The 19,768-nt window shown below is 72.4% G+C and carries 17 protein-coding genes; 5 read left to right on the forward strand and 12 right to left on the reverse strand.

The window, feature by feature from the left end; translation table 11 throughout:
* Positions 1 to 147: 147 nt before the first annotated feature.
* On the reverse strand, positions 148 to 843 hold the full coding sequence (locus tag ACZ619_RS04015; RefSeq protein WP_469593774.1) for a uracil-DNA glycosylase: 696 nt from the start codon (positions 841 to 843) through the stop codon (positions 148 to 150).
* Between the two features lie 271 nt (positions 844 to 1,114).
* Between ACZ619_RS04015 and ACZ619_RS04020 the strand changes: the two genes are divergently transcribed.
* Positions 1,115 to 1,747, forward strand: a complete 633-nt coding sequence (locus tag ACZ619_RS04020; RefSeq protein ID WP_469593776.1) for an RNA-binding S4 domain-containing protein — start codon at positions 1,115 to 1,117, stop codon at positions 1,745 to 1,747.
* A 113-nt stretch (positions 1,748 to 1,860) separates the two neighbouring features.
* On the opposite strand, the gene ACZ619_RS04025 is transcribed toward ACZ619_RS04020, so the two are convergent.
* Both ACZ619_RS04025 and ACZ619_RS04030 read right to left on the reverse strand, forming a co-directional pair.
* Complete coding sequence (locus ACZ619_RS04025; protein WP_469593779.1) at positions 1,861 to 2,553, reverse strand: class I SAM-dependent methyltransferase; 693 nt, start codon at positions 2,551 to 2,553, stop codon at positions 1,861 to 1,863.
* Between the two features lie 126 nt (positions 2,554 to 2,679).
* Positions 2,680 to 3,708 (reverse strand): acyltransferase domain-containing protein, encoded by a 1,029-nt coding sequence (locus ACZ619_RS04030; protein ID WP_469593781.1) that lies wholly within the window; start codon positions 3,706 to 3,708, stop codon positions 2,680 to 2,682.
* 104 nt (positions 3,709 to 3,812) lie between these two features.
* Between ACZ619_RS04030 and ACZ619_RS04035 the strand changes: the two genes are divergently transcribed.
* Complete coding sequence (locus tag ACZ619_RS04035; protein ID WP_469593784.1) at positions 3,813 to 4,109, forward strand: DUF6343 family protein; 297 nt, start codon at positions 3,813 to 3,815, stop codon at positions 4,107 to 4,109.
* A 12-nt stretch (positions 4,110 to 4,121) separates the two neighbouring features.
* Here the strand turns inward: ACZ619_RS04035 and ACZ619_RS04040 are convergent, their stop codons facing one another.
* From ACZ619_RS04040 to rpsA, 4 genes are all read right to left on the reverse strand, one after another.
* Positions 4,122 to 4,508 (reverse strand): tetratricopeptide repeat protein, encoded by a 387-nt coding sequence (locus tag ACZ619_RS04040; protein WP_469593786.1) that lies wholly within the window; start codon positions 4,506 to 4,508, stop codon positions 4,122 to 4,124.
* A 72-nt stretch (positions 4,509 to 4,580) separates the two neighbouring features.
* Positions 4,581 to 5,192 carry a dephospho-CoA kinase gene (gene coaE, locus ACZ619_RS04045; RefSeq protein ID WP_469593787.1) on the reverse strand — a complete coding sequence of 204 codons (612 nt, stop codon included), beginning with the start codon at positions 5,190 to 5,192 and terminating at the stop codon, positions 4,581 to 4,583.
* 375 nt (positions 5,193 to 5,567) lie between these two features.
* A complete protein-coding gene (locus tag ACZ619_RS04050; protein ID WP_469593789.1) occupies positions 5,568 to 6,506 on the reverse strand; it encodes a PAC2 family protein in 939 nt (312 codons plus the stop codon).
* 190 nt (positions 6,507 to 6,696) lie between these two features.
* Positions 6,697 to 8,193 carry a 30S ribosomal protein S1 gene (rpsA, locus tag ACZ619_RS04055; RefSeq protein ID WP_055514157.1) on the reverse strand — a complete coding sequence of 499 codons (1,497 nt, stop codon included), beginning with the start codon at positions 8,191 to 8,193 and terminating at the stop codon, positions 6,697 to 6,699.
* A gap of 366 nt (positions 8,194 to 8,559) precedes the next feature.
* Here rpsA and ACZ619_RS04060 point away from each other — a divergent pair, with 366 nt between their 5' ends.
* Both ACZ619_RS04060 and hrpB read left to right on the forward strand, forming a co-directional pair.
* A complete protein-coding gene (locus tag ACZ619_RS04060; protein ID WP_469594490.1) occupies positions 8,560 to 9,408 on the forward strand; it encodes a class I SAM-dependent methyltransferase in 849 nt (282 codons plus the stop codon).
* 132 nt (positions 9,409 to 9,540) lie between these two features.
* Complete coding sequence (gene hrpB, locus ACZ619_RS04065; protein WP_469593792.1) at positions 9,541 to 12,144, forward strand: ATP-dependent helicase HrpB; 2,604 nt, start codon at positions 9,541 to 9,543, stop codon at positions 12,142 to 12,144.
* Here the strand turns inward: hrpB and pgfA are convergent.
* From pgfA to ACZ619_RS04080, 3 genes are all read right to left on the reverse strand, one after another.
* On the reverse strand, positions 12,134 to 13,126 hold the full coding sequence (gene pgfA, locus ACZ619_RS04070; RefSeq protein WP_469593795.1) for a cell envelope lipid trafficking protein PgfA: 993 nt from the start codon (positions 13,124 to 13,126) through the stop codon (positions 12,134 to 12,136). The two genes, hrpB and pgfA, sit on opposite strands and share 11 nt — an antisense overlap.
* Before the next feature lie 21 nt (positions 13,127 to 13,147).
* Complete coding sequence (locus ACZ619_RS04075) at positions 13,148 to 13,282, reverse strand: SPW_0924 family protein (protein WP_469593797.1); 135 nt, start codon at positions 13,280 to 13,282, stop codon at positions 13,148 to 13,150.
* 154 nt (positions 13,283 to 13,436) lie between these two features.
* On the reverse strand, positions 13,437 to 15,230 hold the full coding sequence (locus ACZ619_RS04080; protein WP_469593799.1) for a lytic transglycosylase domain-containing protein: 1,794 nt from the start codon (positions 15,228 to 15,230) through the stop codon (positions 13,437 to 13,439).
* A gap of 310 nt (positions 15,231 to 15,540) precedes the next feature.
* Between ACZ619_RS04080 and ACZ619_RS04085 the strand changes: the two genes are divergently transcribed.
* Positions 15,541 to 16,377 (forward strand): DUF4184 family protein, encoded by an 837-nt coding sequence (locus ACZ619_RS04085; protein WP_469593801.1) that lies wholly within the window; start codon positions 15,541 to 15,543, stop codon positions 16,375 to 16,377.
* Here ACZ619_RS04085 and ACZ619_RS04090 read toward each other — a convergent pair.
* Positions 16,316 to 16,690: a hypothetical protein gene (locus ACZ619_RS04090; protein WP_469593804.1), complete on the reverse strand. Its 375-nt coding sequence runs from the start codon at positions 16,688 to 16,690 to the stop codon at positions 16,316 to 16,318. The two genes, ACZ619_RS04085 and ACZ619_RS04090, sit on opposite strands and share 62 nt — an antisense overlap.
* Positions 16,691 to 16,911: 221 nt before the next feature.
* Positions 16,912 to 19,638, reverse strand: a complete 2,727-nt coding sequence (gene polA / locus ACZ619_RS04095; RefSeq protein ID WP_469593806.1) for a DNA polymerase I — start codon at positions 19,636 to 19,638, stop codon at positions 16,912 to 16,914.
* Positions 19,639 to 19,768 lie beyond the last annotated feature (130 nt).

Here is a 19,768-nt window from a genome sequence, read left to right on the forward strand (position 1 = left end):
GCCGGGAACGAGTTGCAGCGCACGGATCGCAGGGCACCGGTCGCAGCGCACTGTCCGACCGGGACCGTCCGACCCGGACCGTCCGACCGGGACCGTCCGTCGGGCGGGGACAGGCCGGGATGGTCCGGGCGCCCTCCGCCCCCCCCCTCACGGCAGCCCGGCCGCCTCCGCCGCCGTTCGCAGCACCTCGCGGAGCATCACGGGGGTGAGGCGGCCGGTGAAGGTGTTGCGCTGGCTGACGTGGAAGCAGCCGAAGAGTTCCACGCCGTCGAGGGCGACCCGGGCACCGTGGGCGAAGGCGGGGCGGGGCCTGGGCACGCTCCAGCCCGCCTCCGCGAACGCCGGCAGCGCGGCCTGCCAGCCGAACGCGCCGAGCACGACGACGGCCCGCAGCGTCGGCCGCAGCAGCCCCAGCTCCTCGACCAGCCAGTGCCGGCAGGCGTCACGCTCCCCGGGGGTCGGCTTGTTGCCGGGCGGGGCGCAGTGCACCGGCGCGGTGATCCGCACGCCGTGCAGCTCCAGGCCGTCGTCGGCGCTCACCGACGTCGGCTGCGAGGCGAGCCCGACGTCGTACAGCGCCTGGTACAGCACGTCCCCGGAACGGTCACCGGTGAATATCCGGCCCGTGCGGTTGCCACCGTGCGCGGCCGGGGCGAGGCCGATGATCAACAGGCGGGCGTCGGCGGGTCCGAAGCCCGGCACCGGGCGGCCCCAGTACGTCCAGTCGGCGAACGCGGCCCGCTTGGTGCGCGCCACGTCCTCCCGCCAGGCGACCAGCCGAGGACAGGTCCGGCAGCCACCGACACGCTGATCGAGACGGGCTAGCGACGCACTGCTGGTCATGGCTCCACGGTAGGGCGGGAGACGGGGGTGCGTGGGGTGTGAGGTGCGCGGGATGAGTGAGGTGAGTGGGTGGGGGTGGTAGGAGGTGGGTCAGTGGGGCGGTAGGGGTGGGTGAGCGGGGCGCGGTTCGTGGCTGCGCCTGGGCGGTGGGGGCGGGTCTCCGGGGGCGTCGGTCGCGTCGTTTCGGGTGGTCCTGTGCGTGGCGGGAGGTGGTGCGGGTGCCGCGGAAATCGGGTCCGTGTCCTTCGGCTCGGCGGGCTAAGGTCGGGGCATGGCTTCTGAGGACGCGGACGAGAGCAGGGAGCGGGCGAACGGTGGGGACGGCGCCCCCGCCCCGGCCGAGCCCACCGAGGGCACCGGGACCCCTGCCGCAGAGGCCCCCGATCCCGCCGCCGTCGCCGCTGCCATCGCCGCCGCCGAGGCCGCGGGGCCTGCCCCGGGCGAGAACGTGCGGATCGACAGCTGGATCTGGGCCGTACGCCTCATCAAGACCCGCTCCATGGGCGCCACCGCCTGCCGGGGCGGCCACGTCCAGGTGAACGGCGATCGCGTCAAGCCCGCCCACTCCCTGCGTGTCGGCGACGAGGTACGGCTGCGCCACGAGGGACGCGAACGGGTCGTCATCGTGAAGCGCCTCATCCGCAAGCGCGTCGGCGCGCCCGTCGCCGCCCAGTGCTACATCGACAACTCCCCGCCGCCCCCGCCCCGCGAGGCCGTCGCCCCGATCGGCCTGCGCGACCGCGGCACCGGCCGTCCCACCAAGCGCGACCGCCGCGAACTGGAACGCCTCCGTGGGCTCGGCGGACTGGGCGGCCCAGGCGGGCTGGACGGCCCGGACGGAGCCACCGGCGCGGGCGGGAGCGGACCGGGGCGGCGTGGTGGTGGGCGCTCCGGCGGCCGGTGATCCAGGGAGCTGGCACTGGCGCTGTCGCTGTCGCTGTCGCTGCCGTGAGGTGGAGCCGCCGTTCCTCGGGAGCTCATCGGCAGCCGTTCGGCTTCTCCAGGTGGTGCTTCTCCTTACGCGGTCGGTACGGCCTTCACCCATGTCCCGTCGTCGGTCAGGTACGCGGCCACCTCCAGGCCCGCTTCTGTCAGTGCCTCCTCGAACTGCTCCCTGGTGAGCGGCCGGGCGCGGAAGGTCTGGGTCCAGGACGCGTCGGGGAAGTCGTACTCCGCACGGACCGAGTTCACCCCGTCGCCGACCGGCTCCACCGCCACTATCCGTACGGTGTAGCCGCTGGGGTCGACCCGCTCTCTCGGCACGTTGGTGTGGTAGTCCGCGCCCTCCCGCTGGATGAGTACACAGCCGCCGTCCGCCACGTGCGCCACGCAGGTGCGGAGCATGGCCCGCCGTACCTCCGCGTCTCCGGCGTGCACCAGGAACGACGCGAGCATCACCACGTCGAACCGCTCGCCCAGGTCCAGCTCCTCGATGGAGCCGCGTATCGTGCGTGCCCCGCGCACCCGCTCCAGCATCTCGGCCGACTCGTCCACGGCCGTGACCGTGAAGCCTCGCTCCAGCAGCGGGTGGGTCATCCGCCCCACGCCGCAGCCCAGTTCCAGGATGTGGGCGCCGGCCGGCACCGCTGCCTCGATGATGTCCGGCTCGCCCGCCACGGCCAGCCGCGAGTAGAGCTCGACCGCGCAGCCGTCCGGGGTGATCGCACCGGGCCCTGTCCCCTCGTACCCCTCACGCATTTCAACCGTCATGCCCGAAGAACGGCCGGCCGTCGCCCGGCCGTTCCCGTGCGACGACAGTTCACTCGTTCGAGTAGTTCGAGGCGTTGGGGAGGGGAGGCGGGAACTTCTGTCTGCACTGGTGGAGTTGATCACCCGTCATTGATTCCACGGGATCCAGCCGTGCCCGGTGTACCAGTGGCCGCCCGCTCGCAGGTGGTCGCCGACCGCCCGTTCCAACGAGGTCCGTCGGGGAAGGTCGCGGACGGGCAGGTCGGGGTTGCCGAAGACGAAGGCGACCGGTGTGGTGTCGGCCGGTTCCGGGTCCTGCCATCCCGGCCGGAACCGCTCCTGGAAGCGGACGATGTTGGAGCCGGGCGGGAGGTGTCGCCGCAGCTGGGGATCGAGCAGCCAGGAGTGGCAGGTCGCGACGGTGTGGGACTCCTCGGGGAAGTACCGGGCGAAGAACTCCCGGGCGCGGGCGAGGGAACGGTCGTAGGCGGCCGGGGTGAGCGGTCCGAGGAAGTCGGGGATGTGCAGGTCCAGGATGGGTTCACCGACGGCCACGGAGACTCCGGCGGGGCTGTCGGTGCCGGTTCCCGTTCCGGATTCGGTTCCGGATTCGGTGGAGGCATCGGTTGAGGCATCGGTGCCGGTAGATGTGTCGGTTCCGGTGGAGGCCTCGGTTCCGGTGGTCGTGATCGCTCGTGCCGTGCGTTCGCCGAGTTCCGATCGCTCGTACTGGAGCCGTCCGAGCTGGTAGAGCCGTCCGCGGAAGTGGCGGGTGAGCCAGTGGGCCTGGTGCGCGGACAGGCCTCCCCGGTTGTGGCGCCTGCGGTGCACTGTCATGCCACGGCCGAGGTCGGTGAGGGTGTACCGGGTGACGTCCTCGGGGATGCCGCGTGCCCGGTGCGCGTCGCGGACGTACGGCACGGCCGCGAGGAAGACGAGGACGAGGAAGTAATCGCGCAGTGCGGCCGGCGCCTGCGCGGCCCGGTCACCGAGACCGGCCGCGTCGTCGACCTCGCGGACGGCGCCGGTCACGTCCCCGACGCACTCCTCCAGCAGCCGCCGTACCCCGGGGTCGGCGGTCACGGTCCGGCTCAGGGCGGCCACCGCGTTGATGTCCTCGTGCGGCACGGCGAGGTCGAGGAGCAGGGCGGGCAGGTCGTCGGCGTCCGGCAGCACGGTGCGGTCCCCCTTGCCTCGGCGACCGTCACCGCTCGGTGAACGGCGCCCTTGGTGAACGTCCTGGACGAAGAGTACGTTGCAAGGAGGAGTAGTGATCCGGGATGCGTACGGGAAGTGAGCCGGTGACCGCGCGCAGTGCGCTGCGGGCGCGGTTGTGGCTGAGTCTGTGGGGAGTCGCCTGGGCGATCTTCGGCACGGCGGTGTTCGCCCTCGTGGGGCGCCCCGGCTGGGCGGCCGCCTGTGGTGTGCTGTGGCTGGTGGCCACCGTCGACATGACCGTGATCATCAGGCACATCAGGCAGGGCCCGCACTACCAGCCGGGCCGAGATGTGCCGCCGTACCGGCCCGTGGACAGCCCGCCGCCGTACCGGCGTCCGCCGCAGCACCGTCACCCGTGAGGGGACGGCCGGTCACGCGCCGCTGTCGAAGCGGGCCGCCTTCAGGTACTCGGGGTTCGGGTCCAGCGCGGCCGCGAGACGGAAGTGGCGTATCGCGAGGTCGGCGCGGCTCTGCCGTTCGTAGGTGCGGGCGAGCGCGAAGTGGGCGAAGGCGTTGTCCGGCTCGCGCTCCAGGACGATGGTGAACTCCAGCTCGGCCGGACGCAGTTGTGCGGCGGCGAAGAAGGCACGCGCGCGCAGCAGCCGGGCGGCGGTGTTCTCGGGGTGCGCGGCGATCACTCCGTCGAGCAGTTTCACCGCGCCTCGCGGATCCCGTGCGTTGAGCAGTTGCTCGGCGGCACGGAAGTCGATGACATGCGTCTCCGGAGTACGTCCGGTCGAACCGCTGGTCTCGGGCACGGCAGAGTCCTTCCCTCGCTGAAGCGGTTCAACGCCCGGACGGGTGCCCGCTATTTCGAAGATGCCTTCCCGCTAGTTCGAGCCCGACTCCCGCGCCCGCCGCACGAGGTCGGTCCACACCTCCTCGACGCGCTGTCGGAGCGCGTCGAGAGGTACGTCGTTGTCGATGACGATGTCGGCGATCTCCAGGCGTTCCTCGCGCGTCGCCTGTGCGGCCATGCGCGCCCGGGCGTCCTCCTCGGTCATTCCGCGCAGCCGGGTCAGCCGGTCGAGCTGGGTCCCGGGGGCGGCGTCCACGACGACCACGACGTCGTAGAGCGGCGCGAGGCTGTTCTCCGCGAGGAGCGGGACGTCGTGGATCACCACGGTGTCGTCGGCGGCGGCGCTCTCCAGTTCGCGGGAGCGGGCGCCGACGAGGGGGTGCACGATCGCGTTGAGTACGGCGAGTCTCTCGGGGTCGGCGAAGACGATCGAGCCGAGCTTCGGCCGGTCCAGGCTGCCGTCGGCGGTCAGTACATCCGGGCCGAAGGCGTCGACGACGGCCGTGAGCCCGGGAGTTCCGGGTGCGACCACCTCACGTGCGATGCGGTCCGCGTCGATCAGCACGGCGCCGTGCCCGACGAGCAGCCGCGACACCTCGCTCTTGCCGGCGCCGATGCCACCGGTGAGGCCAACTTTCAGCATGCCCCGAAGCTTAGGGCCTGTGACCGACACCGACCCGTACGAGGCTCGAACACCGAGACTCCGGGACGAGGCCGCTGGGACGACGTCGTGCTGGTGGTCCGGCGGCCGACCAAGGCAGTCGCCCGGTCCAGGCCAGTCGCCCGGTCCAAGCCAGTCGCCCGGTCCAAGCCAGTCGCCCGGCTGCGGACGCTTCCCCGGCTGCGGGCCGACGCACGGTCGCAGGCACAGGCACGACCGCCGACGCAGGAACGGTCGTGGCAGGCCGACGCACAGCCGGGGCCGATGCCCGCCCGAGAGCCGATGCCCGCCCAGGAGCCGATATCAGGTCGGGGCCCATGCTCGGCCCAGGGCCCACGCCCCGGTCGGGCGTCGAGGTCAGTTGTCGCCCTCGCGCTCTGCGAGGAAGCGTTCGAATTCGAGGCCGATCTCGTCCGCGGAGGGGATCTCCACCGGCTCGGCGAGCATGTTGCCCCGGGTCTCGGCGCCGGCGGCCGCGTCGTACTGGTGCTCCAGGCCCTGGACGAGGGCGGTGAGTTCCTCGTCGCCCTCCTGGACCTGGCGGTCGATCTCGGTCTGGGTGCGGTGCGCGTCCGTGCGCAGGGCGTGCGCGATGCCCGGGAGGACGAGGCCGGTGGCGCCCGTGATGGCCTCCAGGACGGTCAGGGCGGCGTCCGGATAGGGCGAGCGGGCGATGTAGTGCGGGACGTGCGCGGCGACGCCCAGGACGTCGTGGCCGGCCTCCATGAGGCGGTATTCGAGCAGTGACTCGGCGCTGCCGGGCACCTGGGCCTCGTCGAAGGGGCTGCGGTGGCCGGGGACCAGGTCGGTGCGGTTGCCGTGCGGGGTGAGGCCGACGGGGCGGGTGTGCGGGACGCCCATGGGGATGCCGTGGAAGTTCACGGACAGGCGTACGCCCAGGCGCTCCACGATCTGTCGGACGGCCGCGGCGAAGCGCTCCCACTCGACGTCCGGCTCGGGTCCCGACAGCAGCAGGAAGGGGGCGCCGGTGGCGTCCTGGACCAGGCGGACCTCGATGCTGGGCTCCTCGTACTCGGTCCAGCGGTCCCGCTTGAAGGTGAGCAGCGGGCGGCGGGCCCGGTAGTCCACGAGCCGGTCGTGGTCGAAGCGGGCGACGACCTGGTGGGGCAGCGAGTCGAGGAGCCGGTCGACGATCTGGTCGCCGGTCTCTCCCGCGTCGATGTATCCGTCGAAGTGGTAGAGCATGACAAGACCGGCCGACTCCTGGGCGAGCGCCATGTCGACGACGCTCAGGCCCTTCGGCTCCCATGCGTACAAACCCTGCGGATCAAGCACTGTGACCGCTCCTCCTCGTGTTCGTACGTGACAACGTGCCACAGGACATGGGCATTCCCACGGGCGTCTTGATCAGCCGGGCTCTCACCGCCTTTTCACGAGTGTCCCGAGGGGCACGGCACAAAAGAACCGAGGGACCGCACCTCGGAAGGTGCGGCCCCTCGGTCAGGAGCTAGTGCTCAGTGAGCGTTCAGCTCTGGCCGCCCGCGAGCTTCTCGCGGAGCGCGGCCAGCGCCTCGTCCGAGGCCAGCGCACCGGAGGTGTCGGCGCCCTCGGAGGAGTACGAACCGCCACCCGCGGCCGGAGCCGCACCGGCGGCGTCGCCACCCTCGGCAGCGGCAGCGGCGTCGGCCTCGCGGCTCTTGATGACCTGCTGCTGGTGCTGCTCGAAGCGGGTCTGCGCCTCGGCGTACTGGTGCTCCCACGCCTCGCGCTGGGTCTCGTAGCCCTCGAGCCAGTCGTTGGTCTCGGGGTCGAAGCCCTCGGGGTAGATGTAGTTGCCCTGGTCGTCGTAGGACGCGGCCATGCCGTACAGGGTCGGGTCGAACTCGACCGTGGCCGGGTCGGCACCGAAGGCCTCGTTGGCCTGCTTCAGCGAGAGGCTGATGCGGCGGCGCTCGAGGTCGATGTCGATGACCTTGACGAAGATCTCGTCGTTGACCTGGACGACCTGCTCCGGGATCTCCACGTGGCGCTCGGCCAGCTCGGAGATGTGGACCAGACCCTCGATGCCCTCGTCCACGCGGACGAACGCACCGAACGGAACGAGCTTGGTGACCTTACCCGGGACGACCTGACCGATCTGGTGCGTACGGGCGAACTGCTGCCACGGGTCTTCCTGGGTCGCCTTCAGCGACAGGGAGACGCGCTCGCGGTCCATGTCGACGTCGAGGACCTCGACGGTGACTTCCTGGCCGACCTCGACAACCTCGGACGGGTGGTCGATGTGCTTCCAGGACAGCTCGGAGACGTGGACCAGACCGTCGACGCCACCCAGGTCCACGAAGGCACCGAAGTTGACGATCGAGGAGACCACACCGGAGCGGACCTGACCCTTCTGGAGGGTCGTGAGGAACGTCTGGCGGACCTCGGACTGGGTCTGCTCCAGCCAGGCGCGGCGGGACAGGACCACGTTGTTGCGGTTCTTGTCCAGCTCGATGATCTTCGCCTCGAGCTCCTTGCCCACGTAGGGCTGGAGGTCGCGGACACGGCGCATCTCGACCAGGGAGGCCGGGAGGAAGCCGCGGAGGCCGATGTCGAGGATGAGACCACCCTTGACGACCTCGATGACGGTACCGGTGACGATGCCGTCCTCTTCCTTGATCTTCTCGATGGTGCCCCAGGCACGCTCGTACTGGGCGCGCTTCTTCGAGAGGATCAGGCGGCCTTCCTTGTCCTCCTTCTGGAGAACAAGGGCTTCGATCTCGTCACCGACGGCGACGACCTCGTTGGGGTCGACATCGTGCTTGATCGAGAGCTCGCGGCTCGGGATGACACCTTCGGTCTTGTAACCGATGTCGAGCAGGACCTCGTCCCGGTCGACCTTCACGATGACGCCGTCGACGATGTCGCCGTCGTTGAAGTACTTGATCGTCTCGTCGATCGCGGCGAGGAAGGCTTCCTCGTTACCGATGTCGTTGACCGCTACCTGCGGGGTGGTGGCGGTGGTCTCGGTGCTGCTCGTCATGTGAGAAAGGGCTCCGGTACGGACATTGAAGTCGTAGGTACTGCTCACGCCGGGAGCCTGTTTCGCTCTGAAGAAGCCGGACAGCCTAGGAAGCGCCACCGAAAGACTGGTGACGCCTCGACAACCGAGGGGACATACAACAGATGCGAGCGCAGCCTGCTACGTCTGAGGTGCGCAGGCCCGCAGCGCAACTTGTAGCATACGGGGGCAGCCAGGCAGGGTCAATGCGCGAAGGCGCACACCCGGGGCGGATCGCCGCATTCCCGGCACAAGAACCGTCCCACGAGGCCACGCAGGCCTGACAGACCTCCTCCGTGACACCCCCGCGAACGGGTTGGACGGAAGAGTACGACGAGGGAGCCGATCATCCAAGAGCCCGATTCGTTCGACCTCGCCGAGGCCGGGACAGACACCGGAGCAGAGGCCGAGCCGGAAGCCACCCGCCGGGACGCCGGGACCGCCGAGAGCAGCCGGGCCAACCGGGGCTGGTGGGACCGCAACGCCGACGAGTACCAGGTCGAGCACGGCACCTTCCTGGGCGACGACCGCTTCGTGTGGGGTCCCGAGGGCCTGGACGAGGTGGAGGCGGAGCTGCTCGGCCCGCCGGAGGAGCTCAAGGGCAGGGACGTCCTGGAGATCGGCGCCGGCGCGGCCCAGTGCTCGCGCTGGCTGGCCGCGCAGGGGGCCCGGCCGGTCGCCCTGGACCTCTCGCACCGCCAGCTCCAGCATTCGCTGCGTATCGGCGGATCGTTTCCCCTTGTCTGTGCGGACGCCGGCGCGCTGCCCTTCGCGGACGCCTCCTTCGACCTGGTGTGCTCGGCGTACGGCGCGCTCCCCTTCGTCGCCGACCCGGGCCTGGTGCTGCGCGAGGTGCGCCGCGTCCTGCGCCCCGGCGGCCGTTTCGTCTTCTCGGTGACGCATCCGATCCGCTGGGCGTTCCCGGACGAGCCGGGCCCCGAGGGCCTGTCGGTGTCGGCCTCCTACTTCGACCGCACGCCGTACGTCGAGCAGGACGAGGAGGGCCGTGCGGTGTACGTCGAGCACCACCGCACGCTCGGTGACCGGGTCCGTGACATCGCGCGCTCCGGTTTCCGGCTGGTGGACCTGGTCGAGCCGGAGTGGCCGGCCTGGAACACCTCCGAATGGGGCGGCTGGTCCCCGCTGCGGGGCAACCTCATCCCCGGCACGGCGATCTTCGTGTGCGACCGGGACTGAAACCCCTCTCCCCCTTCCTCACGCCCACGCGCGCGTGGGGGCGGTGCCTGATCGGCGCCGAGAACGACTCCGGGCACACTCACGCCCACGCGCCCGTGAGGGCGGTTTCCTGAGCCGTACGACACTGGGGGCGTGATCCGTTACGACGCCCTGGACGCGCTGCCCGTACGACAGGCCCTGCCCGGTCTGACCGACGCCCTGGCCGGGCACGGCACCGCCGTCCTGGTGGCGCCGCCCGGCACCGGCAAGACGACGCTGGTGCCGCTGGCGCTGGCCGGGCTGCTGGGCGAGGGGCCCGCGCGGCGGGTGGTGGTGGCCGAGCCGCGCCGGATCGCCGCCCGCGCGGCGGCCCGCCGGATGGCCTGGCTGCTCGGCGAGCAGGTCGGGCGGAGCGTCGGCTACACGGTGCGCGGCGAGCGTGTCGTCGGTCCACGCGCGCGCGTGGAGGTCGTCACCACGGGTGTGCTGCTCCAGCGTCTCCAGCGCGACCAGGAGCTGTCCGGCGTGGACGTGGTCGTTCTCGACGAGTGCCACGAACGGCATCTGGACGCCGACACGGCGGCGGCCTTCCTCTGGGACGTGCGGGAGACGCTGCGGCCGGAGCTGCGGCTGGTGGCCGCGTCGGCGACGACGGACGCTCAGGGCTGGGCGCGGCTGCTGGGCGGGGCGCCGGTGGTGGCGGCGGACGGCGTCGCGTACCCGGTGGAGGTGGTGTGGGCGCCGCCGGCCCGTCCGGTACGGCCGCCGCACGGGATGCGTGTCGACCCGGCGCTGCTGTCGCACGTGGCGTCGCTGGTGCGGCGGGCGCTGGCCGAGCGGGACGGGGACGTGCTGTGCTTCCTGCCGGGCGTCGGGGAGATCGCGCGCGTGGCCGGTCAGCTGGGGGGCCTGGGGGACGTCGAGGTGCTCCAGGTGCACGGGCGGGCACCGGCGGCCGTCCAGGACGCGGTGCTGGCGCCGGGGGCGCGGCGCCGGGTGGTGCTGGCCACGGCGGTCGCGGAGTCGTCGCTCACCGTTCCCGGGGTCCGGGTGGTCGTCGACTCGGGGCTGGCGCGGGAGCCGCGTGTCGACCACGCGCGCGGGCTGAGCGCGCTGACCACGGTACGGGCGTCGCGCGCGGCCGGGCGGCAGCGGGCGGGGCGGGCCGGGCGGGAGGCGCCGGGGGCGGTGTACCGCTGTTGGTCGGAGGCCGAGGACGGGCGCCTGACGGCTTTTCCGGCGCCGGAGATCAGGGTGGCGGATCTGACCGCGTTCGCTCTCCAGGCGGCCTGCTGGGGCGATCCGGAGGCAGCCGGGCTGGCGCTGCTGGATCCGCCGCCGGGCGGGGCGATGGCGGCGGCGCGGGATCTGCTGGCGGCGATCGGGGCGGTCGACTCCGCCGGCCGGGCCACGGAGAGGGGGCTGCGGCTGGCCCGGCTGGGGTTGCACCCCCGGCTGGGGCGGGCCCTGCTGGACGGGGCCGCGGCGGTGGGACCGGAGCGGGCCGCCGAGGTGGTCGCGTTGTTGAGCGAGGAGGTCCCCCGGGATTACGGGGACGACCTGGGAGCCGCCCTCCGAGACGCACGCCGCGCGGGCGACGCCTACGCCACGAGATGGCGCGCGGAGGTCCGCCGCCTGCGGTCCGTCCTCACGGACGCCTCCCGCGCGCCTGCCCACGGGGCTCCACCGGAGACCGAGACCGAGACCGAAGCCGGGGCCGGGGCCGGGGCCCGAGCGGTGGCCCGGGCGGTGGCTGGAGCCGGGGTCGGGGTTGGGGGCGTCGGTGTCGGGGCGGGGGTCGGGGTTGTCGTCGCTCTGGCTTTTCCGGAGCGGGTCGCGCGGGGGGACGGGGGGTCTCATCTCATGGTTTCCGGGACCCGTGCCGAGCTGCGTGAGGGGTCGCCGTTGCGGTCCGCGCCCTGGCTCGCCGTCGCCGTGGCCGACCGGCCGCTCGGGAAGGGGCACGCGCGTGTGCAGCTCGCGGCGGTGGTGGACGAGGAGACCGCGCGGGCGGCGGCCGGGGCGCTGCTCGACGAGCGGGACGAGGTGCGCTGGGCCGACGGGGACGTCGTCGCGCGGCGCGTGGAGCGGCTCGGGGCGGTCGAGCTGGCGGTGCGGCCGCTGCGGGACGCCGATCCCGTCCTCGTACGCGGGGCGCTGCTCGAAGGGCTGCGGCAGGAAGGGCTCGGCCTGCTGCGGTGGACGCCCGACGCCGTCGTGCTGCGCCAGCGGCTCGCGTTCCTGCGGCTGCGCCTCGGGGAGCCCTGGCCGGACGTGGGTGACGACGCGCTGCACGCGCGCGTGGACGAATGGCTGGAGCCGGAGCTGAGCCGGGCCCGGCGGCGGGCCGATCTCGCGCGCGTGGACGCCGGTGAGGCGCTGCGGCGGCTGCTGCCGTGGGCGAGCGGGGAGGCGGGGCGGCTGGACGACCTGGCCCCGGAGCGGATCGCCGTACCGAGCGGGTCGCGGATCCGGGTCGACTACGGGAACCCCGAACAGCCCGTGCTCGCGGTGAAGTTGCAGGAGATGTTCGGGCTGCAGGAGTCGCCGTCGGTGGCCGGGGTGCCGGTGCTGGTGCATCTGCTGTCGCCGGCCGGGCGGCCCGCCGCCGTCACCGCCGACCTGGCGTCCTTCTGGAAGGACGGCTACAAGGGCGTGCGGGCCGAGCTGCGCGGGCGGTATCCGAAGCATCCGTGGCCCGAGGACCCGGCCGGCGCCGAGCCGACCCGGCACACCAACGCGCGGCTCAGGCGCTGACCGGTTCGGGGACCGCGGAGTCGGCCGGGGCCGGGTCGGCCGGGCGGCGGCCGCGGGCCTCCAGCCAGAGGGAGAGCGCGAGCAGGACGAGACCGGCGGAGAGGAAGCCCCAGGGGAGGTAGGAGGTCAGCATCAGGACGAGGGTGCGGTTGTGCTTCACCAGGGCGACCGTGTGCTCGATGTAGTCCTCGCGCATCTTCACGTCGCCGGAGAACGCCGTGACCTTGGCGCGGTCGCCGAGGAGGGTGCCGCCGCGCAGTTCCTCCTTGTGGAGTTCCTCGCCGTACACGGGCGCCCCGGTGACGGGTTCGACCCAGAACCTGCGGACGGTGGTGTACCAGCGGGTGGTGCCGGTCTTGGCGACCGATGCGGCGGTGATGCCCTGGACCGGCATCTTCTTGGGCATGGGGACCTTGGTCCACGGGATGGTCTGCTCGAAGTAGTAGACCTCGACGCCCCGGAAGGTCCGCGTCCCCTTGTAGTGGATGGGGTTGGTGGTGCGGGTCTGCGCGTCGAAGTACTCGTAGTCCCGTTTCTCGGTGAGGAAGGGCCACTTGAACTCGATGCCGTCCCGTTTCACGGGGTCGCCGTCGACCGACTCGCCGGTGGCGTGAACGGGTTCCTGGCTGTGGGCGTCGAAGATGTAGCGCTCGGGGATCTCGGAGACCATCTTGCCGTCGGGGCCCTGGACGTAGGACAGCCCGTCCCAGACGACGACGTCCCGCCCCGCCGTCTTCTCGATCTTCCGGGCGGCCTCCACGTTGCCCTTGAGGGTCTGCACGATGGTGACCTCGGGGACCGTCTTCGCCTGCATGGTGCCGTAGTCGAGGAGGGTGGCGTCCTTCGCCTCCAGGACCATGTCCTGGTACTGGTTCGCGGGGATCTTGGCGAGCCGTGGGAAGGCGTACCAGCGCAGCAGCGGGGACAGCGCCGCGAAGAACACGGCGAAGGCGAGCAGGACCAGACTGGCCTTGCGGCGCATCTCGGCCTCCCGGGGCGGCGGTTACGGGTGTGACGGCACCGTCGTGAGCAGCGGCTTGGGGGACGTCTTTCCGGTCGGCGACCCCAGGGCGCTGATGGTCACGACCAGGGCGAGCGCGAGGGCGAGACCGGTCGCGGCGGCGATCAGGGCACGCATGCGGGCCTCCCTGCGGTCGGTTCCTGATGGATCGTCAGGTCCGGGCACGGTAGCAACGGGAGGGCGAGATGAGAACAGGTCTCACACACCAGGGCGCCCTCCCGCGGCTGCGGGAGGGCGCCCTGGTGGCCGTAAGGCCGTGGACCGGGAGGTGTCAGGAGCCGGCGGAGGCCGAGGCGCTCTCGCTCGCCGAGGCGGACGCCGAAGCGGACGCGGACGCCGAAGCAGACGCCGACGCCGACGCACTCGCCGAGGCGGTCGGAGACGGGCTCTCCGAGCTGTCCGCCGCGGCGACCGTCAGCTCGACGGTGAGCACCGCGCCGCCGGTGGTGGTGATGCGCAGCAGGAACGTGCCGGTGGTGTCGTCCGCGTACAGCTTGGGCAGTGTGAGCAGGCCGTCCGCGTCCGTACTGAGGTCCGTGAGGGTGCGTACGGCGTTGCCGTCCGCGTCCTTGAAGTACGGGCCCGAGTCGTTCTCGCCGGTGTCGTCCGCCGACTTGATCAGCGTGGCGGTGGCGGCGACCTTGTCGGCGACGGCTCCCTGGTAGGTGGCCTTCGTCTGGACCTGGTCGGCGAACTCGCCGCCCGGGGCGGAGGTCAGCGCGGTGGTGTTGACGAGGGCGAGGGTGTCGGCGGCGCGGGCGGTGACGGTCGCGGAGTAGTCCACCGGGGTGACCGTACGGCCGACCACGGTGGCCCGGACCGTGAAGTCACCGGTGTCCTCGCCCGCCTGGAGGGTCGGCGCGACGGCGACACCCTTGCTGTCGGTGGTGACGGTGGCGACGCTCTCGCCGCCGGTGAAGGTCGTGTCCGTGTCACCGACGATGGTGAAGCGGACGCGGACCTTGGCGACGATCCGGCCGGCCTTGGTCTGCGCGCGTGTGCTGATCTTCTTGGTGAACGCGTCGCCGGCCATCGCCGTGAGCTTGGCGGTGCCCGCGTCCTCCAGGTGGTCCACCGTGTCGGTGGCCGTGGGCGGCAGGCTCGGGGACTCGCTCGGGGTGTCCGGCGAGGGCTCGTCGGGCTTGGGCGTGCTCGTGGCGGGCGTGCCCGGGGAGCCGTCGGAACCGGAGCTGCCGGAACCACCGGAGCCGGAGCCGGTCGAGCCGTCGCTGCGGTGCTGGGGCACGGTGCCGGTGCCGTCCGGGACCGAGTGGGTGCCCTTGCGGTAGAACTCGTACCAGGACAGCACCAGGTCGAGGTAGTCCTGCGAGTTGTTGTAGCTGAGGATCGCCTTGTTCATGTCGGCCTGGACGGACAGGTCCCAGCCGTAGCGGCACAGGTAGTGGCCGGCGGCGAGCGCCGCGTCGTAGATGTTGTTGGGGTCCTTGACGCCGTCGCCGTTGCCGTCGCGGCCCGCCCACGCCCACGTCGAGGGGATGAACTGCATGGGGCCGACGGCCTGGTCGTAGCGGCTGTTGCCGTCGTACTGGCCGCCGTCGGTGTCCTTGATGAGCGCGAAGCCGTTGCCGTCGAGCTCGGGGCCGAGGATCCGGTGGAGGGTGGTGCCCTCGGCGTCGACGTCACCTCCGCGGGCCTGGCCGGACTCCACCTTGCCGATGGCGGCGAGCAGTTGCCAGGGCAGGTTGCAGCCCGGCTTGGAGGCGCTCAGCTCCGCCTCGGCCTTCTGGTAGGCGTCGAGAACGGTGGCCGGTATGCCCGACTCGGCCGCGCCCCGGGAGACCGCGGTGCCGATGCTCGACGAGGAGGCAGTGGGGCTGCTGCTGGGGTTCGGGCTGTCGAGCGGCGGCAGGTCCGTGTAGTACGGCGAGTTGCCGGTGGCGCCGGCCTCGTCGGGCGCGGAGGCGCTGGCGCCGGCGTTGGCCTGCCTGCCCGTGTCGGCGGTGACGCCCGGTGCCTGGGAGGCGGAGAGAGCCGCCACCGCCAACGCGGCCGCGGCGGTGGTCGCCGCTCCCTTGCGCAGCCGCCTGCCGAATTGCGCCGCCATAGGTGAACCCCTCCCCATGAACGCCTTCTGGGCGTCCGTCTCCGTCTGTCCGCTCGCCCTTGTGTGACGGTCGACCCGGTGCTGTGGTTGCCCCCGTTGCCTCTTTCGAGTGGTGAGGTCGCGCACCCGGCCGAACGCGCCGGGGCGGCGACCCAGGCGACACTACGACAACTTGCCTGCCACGGACACCCGCCGGTGCCCGGTTTTCACCCGTCGGCCATTCCCCGTCGAACACTGGTCGTGTCCCGGATACTTGCCGTACGCGATCACCGTTCGGCACTCCGGCCGGCGACTGTTCCAGGGGGTCCGGATGCCGTTCACGCTCAGCCACGCCGCCGCGGTGCTGCCCGCCGTGCGCGGGGACGGGACCGGGCGCGGGCGGCTGGTCCCGGCGGTGCTCGTGGCGGGGTCGTTCGCGCCCGATCTCACCTACTACGCGGCGAGCGCGGTGCCGGACGCGATGGAGTTCGGCACGTTCACGCACTCCTTCGCCGGTGTCCTCACCGTGGACGTGCTCTTCTCCTGGACGCTGGTGGCGCTGTGGCTCCTGGTCCGGGAACCTCTTGTGGCCCTGCTGCCGCGGGCCCGGCAGGGGCGGGTGGCCGGGCTGCTGCGCTGCGGGGCGCCACGCGCGCGTGCCGGTCTGTCGGTGACGGCGCGCTGGTACGTCTCGGCCGTGCTCGGCGGTCTGACGCACATCGTCTGGGACGCGTTCACGCACCACGACCGCTGGGGGACGCGGCTGGTCCCCGCGATCGGCCGGAACGTGGCGGGCATGCCGCTGTACACCCTCCTCCAGTACGGCAGTTCGGCACTCGCCGCGGCCGTGCTCGCCGCGTTCGTGGCCCGCGCGGTACGGCGGTCCCCGGCCGGGGAGCCGGTGGGGGTGCCGCCGCTGTCGGTACGGGACCGGTGGTGGGCCGGTGCCGGGATCGCGGGCTGCGCCCTGTCGGCTGCGCTGCGGCGGGCGACGCGGTGGTGGGAGTACTGGGGAGCGACGGCGAGGCCCTGGGAGCTGCTGCCGACGGTGCTCTTCGGGGCGGGCGCGGGGCTGCTGCTGGGGGTGGTGGGGTACGCCGTGGCGGTCAGGGTGTGGCGTCCGGTTCCGGTGGCCGAGGTGCCGCGGACTCCTTCGGCCGTTCGGTGAGGGTGGCCACGAAGACGGTCATGGTGCGGGGGCGGCGGGGGCCGGGCAGGGCGCTGAGGAACAGCGCCAGGTAGCCGCGGGCGAGGTCGAGCCACTGGCGCGGGCCGGGGCGGGCGCGGAGTTTGCGGCGCAGACGGGTGACCGCGCGGCGCACGGTGACGCCGAGGTCGACGGGGATGCGGGCGGAACTGGCGTCGGCCGCCTGGGCCCGGGCCGGCGAGGACGCCGTGGCCTGGGCGGCGGCGGAGGCGGCGCGGGCCTTGGCCCGGGGCCTGCTCTGGGGCGTCCGGCGGTGAACCATTCGTATACCCATGGCCGCATCCTTGCCGGTGGCGGAGGCGGGGGCGTTCTGGCGGGGGCCAGGTGAGTGATGCGGCGGTGCCACCGTTTTCCGGGCGGGATGCGGCGGTGCCGCCGTTTCCCGGGCGCCGCTCCCCGGTGTCCGGGGAGCGGCGCCTTCGGGCCCGCCTCGTTCGCGCGCGGGCCCTGCCGGCCTGGCGCCGGGGGCCACGCGCAGGGGCCTAGTGCCCGGGGCTAGTGCGCCGCCGATTCCCAGTCCGGGCCGACACCGACCGAGACGTCCAGCGGGGCCCGGAGGTCGACCGCCTTGGACATCTGCTCGCGCAGGACCGCCTCGACCCGGGTGCGCTCGCCGGGGGCGATCTCCAGGACGATTTCGTCGTGGACCTGGAGGAGCATGCGGGACTTCAGCTCCGCCTCGCGCAGCGCGACGTCCACCCGCAGCATCGCGATCTTGACGATGTCCGCCGCCGTGCCCTGGATGGGCGCGTTGAGGGCCATCCGCTCGGCCGCCTCCCGGCGCTGGCGGTTGTCGCTGTTGAGGTCGGGGAGGTAGCGGCGGCGGCCGAAGAGGGTCGCCGTGTAGCCGGTGGCACGCGCCTCGTCGACGACCCGGCGCAGGTACTCGCGGACCCCGCCGAACCGCTCGAAGTACGTGTCCATCAGGGCCCGTGCCTCGCCCGCGTCGATGTTCAGCTGCTGGGAGAGGCCGAAGGCCGACAGACCGTACGCGAGGCCGTACGACATGGCCTTGATCTTGCGGCGCATCTCCGCGTCGACGGCCGAGCGGTCGACGTCGAACACCTGGGAGGCGACCGTGTTGTGCAGGTCCTCGCCGGAGGTGAACGCCTCGATCAGGCCCTCGTCCTCGGAGAGGTGGGCCATCACGCGCAGTTCGATCTGGCTGTAGTCGGCGGTCATGAGGGACTCGAAGCCCTCGCCGACCACGAAGCCCCGGCGGATGGCCCGGCCCTCGTCCGTGCGGACCGGGATGTTCTGGAGGTTGGGGTCCGTGGAGGAGAGGCGGCCGGTCGCGGCGACGGTCTGGTTGAACGTGGTGTGGATACGGCCGTCGGCGGCGACGGTCTTGATCAGGCCCTCGACCGTCACGCGCAGCTTGGCCTGCTCACGGTGCCGGAGCATGATCACCGGCAGTTCGTTGTCGGTCTGTCCTGCGAGCCAGGCGAGGGCGTCGGCGTCGGTGGTGTAGCCGGTCTTGGTCTTCTTCGTCTTGGGCAGGGCGAGCTCGCCGAAGAGGACCTCCTGGAGCTGCTTGGGCGAGCCCAGGTTGAACTCGTGGCCGGCCGCCGCGTGCGCCTCCTTCACGGCCTGCTGCACGGCGCCCGCGAACATCTGCTCCATGGCCTCCAGGTGGGCGCGGTCGGCGGCGATGCCGTGCCGCTCCATGCGGGCGAGCAGGACCGAGGTGGGCAGCTCCATGTCCCGCAGCAGGTCCGCCGCGCCGACCTCCTGGAGCCGGCCGCCGAAGGCCTCGCCGAGGTCGAGGATCGCGCGGGCCTGGACCATCAGGGCCTCGGCCTCCGCTGCGTCGTCCGCGCCGAAGGCCAGCTGGCCGTCGGCCGCCGCGGCGGGGGCCAGCTCGCGGCCCAGGTACTCCAGGGACAGCGCGTCCAGGTCGAAGGAGCGGCGGCCGGGCTTGACCAGGTACGCGGCGAGGGCGGTGTCCATGGTGACGCCGTCGATGGTCCAGCCGTGCTCGGCGAAGACCCGCATGGCGCCCTTGACGTTGTGGAAGACCTTGGGCCGCTCGGGGTCGGCGAGCCAGGCCGCCCACGCGTTCTCGTCGGCCTCGTCGAGCTGGGCGGGGTCGAACCAGGCGGCCGGACCGTCACCCGTGGCGAGGGCGATCTCGGCGACCGAGCCGGTGCCGAGCGCCCAGGTGTCGACGGTGGCGACGCCCAGCGGGGCGGTGCCGTGCCCGGCGAGCCAGCCGGCCAGCTCGCCGGTGCCGAGGACGGTGGCGTCGACCTCCACGCCCGCCTCGGCGACCGGTGCGGCCTCGGCCTCCTCGGCGCCGGGGTCGACGGCGTAGAGGCGCTCGCGCAGCGACGGGTTCCGGATCTCCAGGGTGTCCAGGATCATCGCGACGGTCTTGCGGTCGTACGGCGCGCGCTCCAGCTCGGTGACCGTCCGGGGCAGCTCGACGCCGCGCTCCAGCTCGGTGAGGCGGCGGTTGAGCTTGACCGACTCCAGGTGGTCGCGGAGGTTCTGGCCGGCCTTGCCCTTGACCTCGTCGACGCGCTCGACGAGCTCGCCGAAGGAGCCGAACTGGTTGATCCACTTCGCGGCGGTCTTCTCGCCGACGCCCGGGATGCCGGGGAGGTTGTCGGACGGGTCGCCCCGCAGGGCCGCGAAGTCGGGGTACTGGGCGGGCGTCAACCCGTACTTCTCGAAAACCTTCTCCGGGGTGAACCGGGTCAGCTCGGAGACGCCCTTCGTCGGGTAGAGGACCGTGGTGTGCTCGGTGACCAGTTGGAAGGAGTCGCGGTCGCCGGTGACGATGAGGACGTCGAAGCCCTCGGCCTCGGCCTGGGTGGCGAGGGTGGCGATGATGTCGTCGGCCTCGAAGCCCTCGACGGCGAAGCGCTGCGCGTGCATCGCGTCGAGCAGCTCGCCGATCAGCTCGACCTGGCCCTTGAACTCGTCCGGGGTCTTGGAGCGGTTCGCCTTGTACTCGGCGAACTCCTCGGAGCGCCAGGTCTTGCGGGAGACGTCGAACGCCACCGCGAAGTGCGTGGGGGCCTCGTCACGCAGGGTGTTGGCCAGCATCGAGGCGAAGCCGTAGATCGCGTTGGTGGGCTGGCCCGTCGCGGTGGTGAAGTTCTCCGCGGGCAGCGCGAAGAACGCGCGGTAGGCCAGCGAGTGCCCGTCCATGAGCATCAGCCGGGGACGGGTCGCGCCGGGGGTCTTGTCGGTCTTCTTCGCTGCTGTCTCTGCCACGCCCCCGATCCTGCCACGCCGCACTGACAGTGAAGGCCGACGGTCGGAATGCCGGCGAGGACGACACCTCGGCCACCCCCGCCCTGTACCGGCCACCCACGACCTACGTCGGTCATGCACGACCGGCGTC

It is taken from the genome of Streptomyces sp. NPDC104367, from assembly GCF_055583825.1.